This window comes from Heyndrickxia acidiproducens DSM 23148, from assembly GCF_000374345.1.
GTDB lineage: Bacteria > Bacillota > Bacilli > Bacillales > Bacillaceae_C > Weizmannia > Weizmannia acidiproducens.
This window is the reverse complement of record NZ_KB893980.1, coordinates 38,535-50,871: the sequence shown is the minus strand read 5'-3', so window position 1 is coordinate 50,871 and position 12,337 is coordinate 38,535. Positions and strand designations below refer to the sequence as shown.

The 12,337-nt window shown below is 43.9% G+C and carries 13 protein-coding genes; all 13 read left to right on the top strand.

Annotated features, from left to right (window positions below; genetic code table 11):
- Nucleotides 1-133 precede the first annotated feature (133 nt).
- Nucleotides 134-505: a GntR family transcriptional regulator gene (locus C232_RS0103285; protein ID WP_018661242.1), complete on the top strand. Its 372-nt coding sequence runs from the start codon at nt 134-136 to the stop codon at nt 503-505.
- Nucleotides 506-517: 12 nt separating this feature from the next.
- The gene (locus tag C232_RS0103280) at nt 518-1,207 is read left to right on the top strand and encodes an ABC transporter ATP-binding protein (RefSeq protein ID WP_018661239.1); all 690 of its coding nucleotides are present in this window, start codon (nt 518-520) and stop codon (nt 1,205-1,207) included.
- Nucleotides 1,204-2,037 (top strand): hypothetical protein, encoded by an 834-nt coding sequence (locus tag C232_RS0103275; RefSeq protein WP_018661238.1) that lies wholly within the window; start codon nt 1,204-1,206, stop codon nt 2,035-2,037. The genes C232_RS0103280 and C232_RS0103275 overlap by 4 nt, the downstream gene beginning before the upstream one ends.
- Nucleotides 2,038-2,049: 12 nt before the next feature.
- Nucleotides 2,050-3,201, top strand: coding sequence for a hypothetical protein (locus tag C232_RS0103270; protein ID WP_018661236.1), 1,152 nt, complete (start codon nt 2,050-2,052; stop codon nt 3,199-3,201).
- A 293-nt stretch (nt 3,202-3,494) separates the two neighbouring features.
- Nucleotides 3,495-3,878, top strand: a complete 384-nt coding sequence (locus C232_RS0103260; protein WP_018661233.1) for a response regulator — start codon at nt 3,495-3,497, stop codon at nt 3,876-3,878.
- A gap of 196 nt (nt 3,879-4,074) precedes the next feature.
- On the top strand, nt 4,075-4,932 hold the full coding sequence (locus C232_RS0103255; protein WP_018661231.1) for a class II fructose-bisphosphate aldolase: 858 nt from the start codon (nt 4,075-4,077) through the stop codon (nt 4,930-4,932).
- A gap of 509 nt (nt 4,933-5,441) precedes the next feature.
- Nucleotides 5,442-6,728 carry a UDP-N-acetylglucosamine 1-carboxyvinyltransferase gene (locus tag C232_RS0103250; RefSeq protein ID WP_018661229.1) on the top strand — a complete coding sequence of 429 codons (1,287 nt, stop codon included), beginning with the start codon at nt 5,442-5,444 and terminating at the stop codon, nt 6,726-6,728.
- Nucleotides 6,729-7,235: 507 nt separating this feature from the next.
- Nucleotides 7,236-8,516 (top strand): transcription termination factor Rho, encoded by a 1,281-nt coding sequence (gene rho / locus C232_RS0103245; protein WP_018661227.1) that lies wholly within the window; start codon nt 7,236-7,238, stop codon nt 8,514-8,516.
- Nucleotides 8,517-8,692: 176 nt separating this feature from the next.
- The gene (rpmE, locus tag C232_RS0103240; RefSeq protein WP_018661225.1) at nt 8,693-8,893 is read left to right on the top strand and encodes a 50S ribosomal protein L31; all 201 of its coding nucleotides are present in this window, start codon (nt 8,693-8,695) and stop codon (nt 8,891-8,893) included.
- Nucleotides 8,894-8,962: 69 nt separating this feature from the next.
- Nucleotides 8,963-9,535: a thymidine kinase gene (locus C232_RS0103235; protein WP_018661222.1), complete on the top strand. Its 573-nt coding sequence runs from the start codon at nt 8,963-8,965 to the stop codon at nt 9,533-9,535.
- Between the two features lie 69 nt (nt 9,536-9,604).
- Entirely contained in the window at nt 9,605-10,003 is a 399-nt protein-coding gene (locus tag C232_RS0103230; protein WP_018661220.1) for a hypothetical protein, read from the top strand.
- Nucleotides 10,004-10,170: 167 nt separating this feature from the next.
- Nucleotides 10,171-11,241 (top strand): peptide chain release factor 1, encoded by a 1,071-nt coding sequence (gene prfA / locus C232_RS0103225; protein ID WP_018661218.1) that lies wholly within the window; start codon nt 10,171-10,173, stop codon nt 11,239-11,241.
- Nucleotides 11,241-12,104, top strand: a complete 864-nt coding sequence (gene prmC / locus C232_RS0103220; protein WP_018661216.1) for a peptide chain release factor N(5)-glutamine methyltransferase — start codon at nt 11,241-11,243, stop codon at nt 12,102-12,104. Before prfA ends, prmC begins: the two co-directional genes overlap by 1 nt.
- Nucleotides 12,105-12,337 lie beyond the last annotated feature (233 nt).

Sequence of the window (12,337 nt, the reverse complement as noted above, 5' to 3'; positions counted from 1 at the left end):
ATGAACGATATAATACAGCTATCAGGCGTATCGATGTATTAATACATTAGCTTGTTCTTGGTGTATTAAGTGCTTAATACAAGGCCAAATGCGGGTTCAAGGTGCGGATGGCAGAAAGATAGGGGGCGATAAAATGAATGTGAATGTAAAATGGAACAACCGCGATCCTGTCTATATTCAAGTGATCCAATATTTTAAAGAGCAGATTGCATCAGGGAGGCTTGAGGCGGGCCAGGAGATTCCGTCAAGGCGGGAATTGGCGGCAATGCTGAAAATTAATCCAAATACCGCTCAAAGAGCTTATAAAGAAATGGAGGAGCAGGGTTTGATCCATACAGAACGCAATTTTCCAAGCCGGATTACGACGGACAAGGCGGTACTGGGATCGGTACGGGAAGAACTGATCGAGGCTGCGCTCGAAACCTTTATTGAAGCCATTCGCCCGATGGAAATTCCCGCGGAAGAGTTAGTTGAAATGGTTAAAACGCGATACATGAGAGTGTAAGGGGGGAAAAACATGATCGAGGTCAATAGCGTTACAAAGAGATACGGACGGAAAAAAGTACTGGACGGCCTTTCTTTTACGGCCCAAAAAGGGGAAATCACCTGCTTAATCGGGATCAATGGCACCGGGAAAACAACAACATTAAAAGCAATTTCAGGCCTCACCCCGGTGAATAGCGGAAAAATATTAATAGACGGACAGCCGTACGGCAAACATATTTACGAAAAAATCACCTTTATCCCGGATGCGCCAATTATGCTGCCACGCATGAGAATCAAAGAGGCTATGTCATTTATGGAGGATTTTTATCAAAATTGGAATGGGCAGCGCGCGGCGGATCTGCTTCATTTTTTTAAGCTGAATGAAAACGATCGTATCGGAGAATTATCCAAAGGCAATACGGCAAAAACAAATTTAATGCTCGGCCTGGCCCTTGATGTGGACTATGTATTAATGGATGAACCGTTCTCGGGCATTGATATTTTCAGCCGTGAGCAAATTACGGAGGTGTTTACGAGCAACCTTGTCGAAGATCGCGGCGTTTTGATTACCACGCATGAAATTAACGATATAGAGCATTTGCTCGACAAGGTGGTCCTGTTAGGGGACGGAAAAGCTTTAAAGGAATTTTACACCGAAGATATCCGAATCAGTGAAGGGAAGTCAGTTGTCGATATGATGAGGGAGGTATACCGGCCATGAAAAACTTTGTCAAACTCGTAAACTTTGAAATGAACCGTTTTGCGAAAGTGTATTTTACGCTCATGCTGATGACAGCAGTCTTACAATTTACCGCAATTTTTCTGGAGGTATATGGTTACGTAAAACGCGCAAATGAGCTAATGTTTCATGAATCCCTTTCAAAGCTTGAATACGTAAAAGAGTATGGAACCATCAGTTTAGTGAAATGTTTTCAAACGATGTGGTTTATGGGACCGATCGCCCTTTGCGCAGCTGCGATTCTGTTTTACATTTTTCTTATTTGGTACCGCGATTGGTTTGGCAAACATACCTTTATTTACCGCCTGTTGATGCTTCCGACAGAAAGATTGAATGTGTTTTTGGCAAAAGCAGCGAGTATATTGATCATGGTGCTCGGGTTCGTTGCCCTTCAAGTCATTTTACTTCCAGTAGAACGCCTTTTCTTTAACAGTATAACCCCATCTGTTTACAGATTGGATATGACGGTCGTCGAGGCTGTGCAAAATTTTGACTATCTGCAGCTGCTGCTTCCCAATTCAGCGATTGATTTTCTTTTGTATTACGGGTTAGGGATCTCAGCCGTGCTGGTCGTTTTTACTGCGATTTTATTTGAGAGAAGCTTTCGTATAAAAGGCATCGTGCTCGGGGTACTGTACTGCATTCTTGCTTTGGCCGTATTCCTTGCGCCGATTTTGATTTCCGAGTGGCTCATCCCCGGTTATTTGTATCCGGTCGAACTCCTGTGGGCAGAGATCATTGTGGATATTGTTATAGCGGCGTGTTCCATTCTTTTAGGCGGTTATCTCATCAAAAATAAAATAACGGTGTGAGGAGGGGATACCATGAAACGTTACCAGACTTTATTGCTGCTTACAGTCTTCATTATTTTGTCCATTTCAACTTTTTATACCGTAGCAGCCCATGCAAACAAACCCAATTTTCTTTTAAAGAAAATAAGCGGAAATGAAAAAGAAGTTCAGGATATTAAATTCCCGGCTTATTATCAGCGGGACAATCAAATCAATTATTCATTATCCATCACCTCTGCAGGCAGCAAGTATATGGGTGAAGGATCGTTATTCACCACTCCCCGGCCTGGAGAAGATGAGCATCCATCCTGGTACCGGCATAATGAAACACAGTATCCGCGCTTTATGAGAGGTAAAACGGATACTTTAGGCTTTTATGAAGATAAGCGGATCATTGCCTATGTGCACTCGCAATATAAAGGATTGAAGGGTTTTGATATAGACATCCTCCATAAAAAAAGCAGGAAGTCTGAAACCATTCGTATCAAAATTCCAAACCTTTCCGAGAGGTCTTATCTTTCGGTATGGGACGTGCAAAAGTTTGGCAATCAGCTTAAAATTGTAGCTGATGCCAATTCCGGTATCCATGTTTACAGCATTCTTTTACCAGAAAAGAAATTGTCCGGAGACGATCTTATTGCAAGCAGATCGGACACCGGAAAATACAAAGTTGATCCTATTCCAATGTCAGAAACCACGGAAAATGTACCGTCCGGGATTGTGGCTTTCCATGAGGAGAAAGTTGACAATGAAGGGATAGCAAAGACCGGAGATGCATATGTTTATCAACTGAATACAAGAAAGCGGCAGAAGCTGCAACTGCCAAAGGACTTTCCGGTAAACCAAGTGGATGAGTTGTTTTATTATTACAATAATAAGAGCGTCTATATTTCGGCTTCGGTGAAAAACGGCTTACGGGTTACCGAATATGACGCGGAGAACGGACTGTTAAAGCATGACAGCACCCTCCATTTTCAACATCCGGATAAGGGTTCCGGCATGATGGTAAAAATAAAAAATGGCAAGGCATTTGTGCTGATTCCGAATAACTTTGAAGAAAAAACGAATCTTTTCTATATCTTTGACATGTCGAATGGAAACAAATTATATAGCGGGAAAATTATCCAGGATGGCGGTGGCGATCAGTGGAAATTTATCCAAGCTGTTAATTTTACAATCAATTGAAATCAGGGCGCTTGTCTGCAGGCGCCCTTTCGATTGCGACCGGTATCCCGCGGCAGATCAAAGTGAATCTTTTAAATACGGCCAAGCGCGCATTCGATTGTTTCATTGAAAAGAAATGAACGCATCTCGTTTACCTGAATGACAGGATCATCCCATTTACCATTTGTAAAGAAGGAAAAAAATACCCCGAAGGAGAAATAAGGGATATACAATAAATATAAGTGGAGGATGGAAAAGCCAAAAAGTACATAAAGAATTTGGACGTAAGATGATCTATGTGATGGAGGGAAACGATGAGACAGGCTAATATTTTAATTGTTGACGACCAGTTTGGCATTCGTATTTTATTGACAGAAGTGCTCCAAAAAGAAGGTTACGAAACTTTTCAGGCGGCAAATGGTGTGCAGGCTCTTGATATTGCAAAAAACCACCGGATCGACCTTGTCCTTCTTGATATGAAAATTCCGGGAATGGACGGCATCGAAATTTTAAAACGGCTGAAAGAAATCAAACCCGATATCCGGGTGATCATCATGACGGCATACGGTGAGCTCGATATGATCCAGGAAGCAAAAGACTTAGGGGCGTTAACCCATTTCGCCAAGCCGTTCGATATTAATGATATCCGCCAGGCAGCAAAAAAATATTTGCCCATGAAAGCGGATGAAGCGCAATAATTTTAAAGCACGGGAATTTTAGCAATATTATTTCTTTCATTCGACAAATAATGTTCATTGGTAAATCTTAGAGCAGTTTGTTATGATGGAAAAGAAATTGTAAATATACAAGTATGAAGTTAAAAAGATTGTTTATCATAAAAATGAAATTTCGTTTGAACAATCCTTTTGGCTCGAATGATAAGGAGGAAGATTCATGCCTTTAGTTTCTATGACAGAAATGCTCAATAAAGCAAAAGAAGGTAAGTATGCTGTAGGCCAATTTAACGTGAACAACCTGGAGTACGCACAAGCGATTCTTCAAGCAGCACAAGAGGAAAAATCTCCGGTCATCCTCGGAGTTTCTGAAGGTGCAGGACGTTATATGTCCGGTTTCAAAACAGTAGTAAAAATGGTTGAAGGATTAATGGAAGACTTGAATATCACTGTTCCGGTTGCCATCCACCTGGACCATGGTTCAAGCTTTGAAAATGCCAAAAAAGCAATCGATGCAGGATTCACATCTGTTATGATCGATGCTTCACATCACCCATTTGAAGAAAATGTTGAAATCACTTCTAAAGTGGTTGAATACGCACATGCAAAAGGTGTTTCCGTTGAAGCTGAACTGGGTACGGTCGGCGGCCAGGAAGACGATGTTGTCGGAAAAGGCATCATCTATGCTGACCCGGAAGAATGTAAAAAACTTGTTGACGCAACAAAAATCGATGCTTTAGCACCTGCACTTGGTTCCGTTCACGGCCCGTACAAAGGCGAACCAAACCTGGGCTTCAAAGAAATGGAAGAAATCAGCAAGATTACAGGCATGCCTTTAGTGCTGCATGGCGGTACTGGTATTCCTGAAGCTGATATCAAAAAAGCAATTTCTTTAGGAACGTCAAAAATCAATGTCAACACTGAAAACCAAATTGCTTCTGCGAAAACAGTCCGCGAAGTATTGGCTGCGGATAAAGAAGTTTACGATCCGCGTAAATACCTCGGACCAGCCCGTGAAACCATTAAACAAACGGTTATCGGCAAAATCAAAGAATTTGGTTCTTCACAAAAAGCGTAAGGCAGGTACAGAAAAAAGGTCTGGCATGGATTCCATCATGGATTCCATATGCCGGGCTTTTTTCTTTTTTCTGCAGGAATTTCATATCCGGATGTCCAATAAGTATGTGATAATGAAATCCGTTTCGTACGGATTTCTGAACTTATGGCGAAACACATGGTATATTTAAATAGGTACAACAGCCGATAGAGGGAGACGTGATAAAAACGAAATTTTTCCCGGATACTGCACATCTTGATGAAACCAAGGCTGGTAAATGGATAGGGAATACTGGCAGCTGTTACGGCCAATCTTTCCCTGGCTGCAATGAAAAATTCTTTTCATCGCGATTTATTTCCCCTTTTACTAAGATTGGGTTATGATTTATTAATGAACAGGCTATCCTGTTGCTGGGATTTCCATAAATATTATTACATGTTTTTCTAAAAAATGGTTTATACTAAGCTTAATACTTACTTTTCGACGGTTGGAATAAACTTCCATAATCTCGCCAAGAAAGGGAGCTTAAAATGGAAAAGCTAAAGATTGCAGGAGGTTATCCCCTGAAGGGTACCATTAAAGTCAGCGGTGCAAAAAACAGTGCGGTTGCCCTCATTCCCGCAACGATTTTGGCGGAGTCCCCTGTAACAATTGAAGGCTTGCCTGACATATCCGATGTTCAAACGCTAACGGATTTGCTGGAAGAGATCGGAGGGACTGTTACCTCCCGCGACGGAGAAATTACAGTTGACCCCCGCAACATGATTTCAATGCCGCTTCCAAATGGGAAGGTAAAAAAGCTAAGGGCTTCCTACTATTTGATGGGGGCTATGCTTGGCAAGTTCAAAAAAGCGGTCATCGGGCTTCCCGGCGGCTGCCATTTAGGGCCGAGGCCGATAGACCAGCATATAAAGGGATTTGAAGCGTTGGGTGCAAAAGTGACCAATGAACAAGGGGCTATTTATTTGCGCGCGGAGGAATTAAGAGGAGCACGGATTTATTTGGATGTGGTGAGTGTCGGCGCAACCATCAATATTATGCTGGCGGCTGTCCGCGCAAAAGGTAAAACGGTTATTGAAAATGCTGCAAAAGAACCGGAGATTATCGATGTCGCAACCCTTCTTACCAATATGGGCGCAAACATAAAGGGTGCAGGTACAGATGTGATCCGCATTGAAGGTGTTGAGCATTTAAGCGGATGCAGGCACACCATAATTCCAGACAGGATCGAGGCGGGGACATTTATGATCCTGGCTGCGGCAGCCGGAGAAGGGGTGCTGATCGATAATGTCATTCCCCAGCATTTAGAATCCCTGACAGCTAAGCTGAGAGAAATGGGTGTCCCGGTAGATGCCAGTGACGAGCAAATTTGGATTGGAAAATCGGGCAAATTAAAGCCTGTCGATATTAAAACCCTTGTATATCCGGGGTTTCCGACAGATCTGCAGCAGCCTTTCACATCGTTATTGACCAGGGCGGAAGGGACCTCTATTGTGACCGATACCATTTACTCAGCCCGTTTTAAACATATTGACGAGTTAAGAAGAATGAACGCCAATATAAAAGTAGAAGGCCGTTCGGCGATCATAAACGGTCCTGTTACCCTGCAGGGGGCGAAAGTAAAAGCAAGCGATCTGCGGGCCGGCGCGGCGCTTGTCATTGCCGGTTTAATGGCAGAAGGGATAACAGAGGTAACAGGTGTGGAACATATTGACCGCGGCTACAGCCATCTTGTCGAAAAACTAAACGGACTTGGCGCAACAATATGGAGAGAAGGCATGTCTCAAAAAGAAATTGAGCACCTCGAGAATTCATGATGATCCTGGCTTATCCTGCTGCGGCTCTCTTCCTTCTTCAATGACAGAGCTGCGGCTTCCTTCATTTTTTTTCGCCTTCCCGAATATTTTTTATATCTTCCCTTTTTTTGTTGATTCTTTTGACATAGTAGGGTTAAAATGAATATGGTTTTATTTATACATCCTATTGTTCATTTTCAACATTCATGATTTTTTGTCTTCAATTTACTCCGTACATGGTAACGGCTCCATAGACGTATATGCTGCAAATCAGCCTCTTTGCAGCAGAAAACTCATGTGCTACGCCCTAATGAAAAATTTTAAGGATACTCAACTTGCCTTCACAACTCTTTTCTAAAGGATGGTCTTTTTCCGATTGATTTATATCGTTTCATTTATGTGAGATGTTGAGGACGAAGCTTTTAAATCATGTATTGTTTTGTTTGAAAACAAACAATATTTGAAGAGATCGAAAGAAGGCATTGCTTCGTTCGACCCATTTGGGAATTTAAAAAGTGTGGTGTTTTTATGGAAGGTTTATCAATTTCAAGTTTAGAAAATATGACATTAAAAGAGCTGTATGCATTGGCTCGTGAGTACAAGGTTTCCTATTATAGCAAACTCACGAAAAAAGAATTAATTTTTGCGATTTTAAAAGCGCGGGCGGAGCAGGAGGGTTACTTCTTTATGGAAGGTGTTCTTGATATTATCCAATCGGAAGGCTTTGGTTTCCTGCGGCCGATTAATTACTCCCCAAGTTCTGAGGATATTTATATATCAGCATCCCAAATCCGCCGTTTTGATTTGCGCAATGGCGACAAAGTTTCCGGGAAAGTCCGCCCGCCAAAAGAAAATGAACGCTATTACGGTTTATTGCATGTCGAAGCTGTCAACGGTTTTAACCCGGAAACAGCGAAGGAACGGGTGCACTTTCCGGCCTTAACGCCGCTGTATCCGAACAGGCAAATTTATCTTGAAACGTCTCCTTCTAAGCTTTCCACCCGGATTATGGACTTGATTACACCGGTTGGCTTCGGGCAGCGCGGTTTGATTGTTGCCCCTCCGAAAGCAGGAAAGACGATGCTGTTAAAGGAGATTGCCAATTCAATTACAGTCAACCATCCTGAAGCCGAACTGATCGTGCTGCTTATTGATGAACGGCCGGAAGAAGTGACGGATATTGAACGCTCTGTACACGCGGATGTCGTCAGTTCAACATTTGATGAAGTGCCGGAAAACCATATCAAAGTGGCGGAACTTGTATTGGAGCGGGCAATGCGCCTGGTTGAACATAAACGGGATGTCATTATTTTAATGGACAGCATTACACGTCTGGCCCGCGCCTATAACCTGGTGATCCCGCCAAGCGGCCGCACGCTCTCAGGCGGGATTGACCCGGCAGCATTCCACCGCCCGAAACGGTTCTTCGGAGCCGCCCGTAATATCGAAGAAGGCGGCAGTCTGACAATCTTGGCAACCGCCCTTGTCGATACCGGTTCACGCATGGATGAAGTCATCTACGAAGAATTTAAGGGAACAGGGAATATGGAACTCCATCTTGACAGGGCCTTGTCCGAAAGACGGATTTTCCCGGCAATCGATATTCGCCGTTCCGGAACCCGGAAAGAAGAACTGCTGTTGTCAAAAGAACATTTAGAAATACTGTGGGCGATCCGCAAGTCAATGTCGGATTCCCCGGATTTTGCCGAGAAATTCTTGCGTAAATTGAAACAAACCAAAACAAATGATGAGTTTGTCGATATGATCAAAGCAGAATTAAAAACCTCATCAGGGAAACGAATATTATAGGTTTGCGGCTGGTAAATTAAGGCAACTATTTTTACGGTTTGCAATCTTGCATTTCATTTGGGGACTTGTTATAATAATCACAGTGTGTTTTAGAAATTTTACTGGGCAGGACTGACACCCGTAAAAATATACAACTCTGTTTCGAAATGACTCAGGGCATTAAGGAGATGAAAAGAATGAAAGCAGGAATTCATCCAAATTATAAAAAAGTTATGGTAAAATGCGCATGCGGCAATGAATTTGAAAGTGGTTCTGTAAAAGACGAGTTGCGCGTTGAAGTATGTTCTGAATGCCATCCATTCTATACAGGACGCCAAAAATTTGCGACTGCCGATGGACGTGTTGACCGCTTCAACAAAAAATACGGCCTTAAATAAGAAGAGCATCCAAAAAACAGGCGCTTTAACGGTTGCCTGTTTTTTTATTTGATGATAGGAGCTAAAGCAATGGCGCAATTATTTTTCAAGTATGGCGCAATGAACAGCGGAAAATCGATTGAGATTTTGAAAGTGGCCCATAATTATGAGGAACAAAACAAGCCTGTGCTGATCTTTACATCCGGAATTGACACACGTGATGAGGTCGGTTATGTCTCAAGCAGGATCGGGCTGCGCAGGAAAGCAATTCCCGTTTTTGATGACACGAATCTGGTTGATATGGTCCGTAACTGCCATCCAAGGCCATACTGTGTTTTGATTGATGAAGTCCAATTCCTTAAAAAAGAACATGTACTGCAATTGGCGGAAATTGTGGACCAATTCAATATTCCTGTCATGGGATTCGGCCTGAAAAATGATTTTCAAAATGAGCTGTTCGAAGGCAGCAAATATATGCTGATCTATGCGGATAAAATTGAAGAGATGAAAACAATATGCTGGTTTTGTGAGAAAAAGGCTACCATGAATCTGCGGATCGATGAAAATGGAAAACCGGTATACACGGGTGACCAGATCCAAATCGGCGGCAATGATTCGTATTATCCGGTTTGCCGGAAATGCCATGACCATCCGCCGATCTAAGTTTGCAGCCATTACATAAATAAACCACCTTCCATGCGGGAAATCTATTGGGCAGGGAGGTGTTTTTTTATGCCAAAATGGTTCGTTTTGATCATCGCGGCCGGAATCATCGCCGGCGGATGCGGAAAAGAAAACCAAAATGACGGTGCTGCTTCATCTGAACGCCGGATACAAACAGAACAGCTCGGAACGCATGAGGCGGAAGAGTCCCCGCAATCTTTGAACAATCAACAAGCCGGAGAAGCGTCAGTTACGGCAGATATTAAAAAAGCAAAAGCAATCATTTGGGAAATGAAGGGTTATACCCCCCGCTCTGTAATGGTCAACGGGGAAGATATGTGGATCGATATTCATACAACGTACAGGCTGAACCACCGTGAAAGAATGGAAAAAGAAAGCATCATCTGGCGCCGATTGCTGAAAGCCCTGCCCCAGTACGATATGTATGTAAAAATTGAAGCACAGTAGCGTTGCAGTCGGCTCCGGGTGCCCTCGATTGTCAATGTTTCGCTTTATGTTTTGCAGTGCATATACTATAATAAATTTGATGTGGCCTGTGACAGGCGGCAAAGGTACGGTTTGTACATCCCGCAGCACCGGCGGGGATAAATGAAGGTGAAATGAGGTGGGGTTTGATGTTTGATCGTTTGCAGGCGGTGGAAGACCGATATGAAAAGCTAAATGAACTTTTAAGCGATCCTGATATCGTCAATGACCCGAAAAAGTTAAGGGAATATTCGAAGGAACAAGCGGATATACAAGAAACGGTTCAAGTTTATCGTGAATATAAAGAAATTCAAAAGCAGCTTGAGGATGCAAAATCCCTGCTTAATGATAAATTGGATGCGGAAATGAAAGAAATGGTAAAGGAAGAAATCAGTGAACTGGAAGGTAAAATCACTGAGTATGAAGAACGCTTGAAAGTCCTCCTTGTGCCAAAAGACCCGAACGACGATAAAAACGTCATCGTCGAGATCCGCGGTGCGGCCGGGGGTGACGAAGCGGCTTTGTTCGCGGGTGATTTATACCGCATGTATACACGTTACGCCGAATCGCAGGGCTGGAAAGTTGATGTCATTGAAGCCAATACGACCGGCATCGGAGGATACAAAGAAATCATCTTTATAGTCAATGGAAAAGGCGCTTTTTCCAGGCTGAAATTTGAAAACGGTGCGCACCGGGTGCAGCGCGTGCCTGAAACGGAGTCAGGCGGCCGTATTCACACATCAACAGCAACGGTTGCAGTGCTGCCGGAAGCTGAAGAAGTGGAAGTCGACATTAATGAAAAAGATATCCGGGTCGATACTTTTGCATCAAGCGGGCCGGGCGGGCAAAGTGTTAATACCACAATGTCAGCTGTCCGTTTGACCCATATTCCGACCGGGATCGTGGTTTCCTGCCAGGACGAAAAATCACAAATTAAGAATAAAGAAAAGGCAATGAAGGTATTGCGCGCCCGCATTTATGATAAATTCCAGCAGGAGGCGCAGGCCGAATACGATGCCAACAGGAAATCCGCTGTCGGAACAGGTGATCGTTCCGAACGGATCCGCACTTATAATTTTCCGCAAAACCGGGTTACCGACCACAGAATCGGCTTGACTATCCAAAAGCTGGACCAGATCCTGCAGGGAAAACTCGATGAAATCATCGATGCATTGATTTTGGAAGACCAATCGAAAAAGCTTGAAAGTGTGAACGAGTAATGGCAGCCCCATTAAAAGTGTATGAAGCCTTGCAATGGGCTTCTTCTTTTTTAACCAAAAAAGGCCGTGATGCCAATGCCAGCGAGCTGCTGCTTGAACATTTTACCGGCATGGGCCGGACAAACTTGCTGGCCAATTTAAGAATGCCGCTAGCGGATGAAGTCCGGGAAAACTTTAATAAAGCCGTGCATGCCCATGGAGAGGGCGTACCGGTCCAGCATATCATGGGTTATGCCTATTTTTACGGCCGCAAATTCCGTGTCAATCGGGATGTGCTGATCCCGCGCCCTGAAACAGAAGAATTGGTGCACGGGGCCATCCGGAGAATAGGCCGGTATTTCGGCGCAAAAAAAAGCCTTAAACTGGCGGATATTGGGACAGGCAGCGGAATTATCGCCATTACCATGAAACTGGAATGCCCGCCGCTTTCTGTTTGTGCAACTGATCTATCAGCAAAAGCGCTGACGGTTGCAAAGGATAATGCAGCAGATTTGCAGGCGGATATTCGCTTTGTACAGGGGGATTTGCTGGAGCCATTTTTGCTGCAGGGTGAAACATTCGATGTGATTTTGTCTAATCCCCCATATATACCGAACCGCGACCGGGAAGATTTGTCTCCTGTCGTGAAGGACCATGACCCGGAAACAGCTCTGTTTGGCGGGGAAGATGGGCTTGATTATTACCGCCGCTTTATGGAGGGGCTCCCCCGTGCAGTAAACAGGCCGGCCCTGATCGGATTTGAAATCGGCAGCGGGCAGGGAGTGGAAGTTTCAGCGCTATTCAGTAACACGTTCCCGGGCAGCAAAGTCGAAATAGTAAACGACATCAACGGCCTTGAAAGAATGGTATTTTGTTCAATATGAAACAATTTGCTTGGGAGATGTTTATTAATCAAACGTTTGATTAAATCGAAGAAATCGCTGCCCAGCCGCGGCTTTTGAGGTTGCTCATAAGAAGAATGAAAGCCCGCTCCCGTGGGAAATCCGTGCCTGAGGTCGTTCATAAGAGGAATGAAAGCCCGTGCCGGAGGAAAACCCGTGCCTGTGGTCGTTCATTGGAGGAATGAAAGCCCGTTCCCGTGGAAAACCCATGCCTG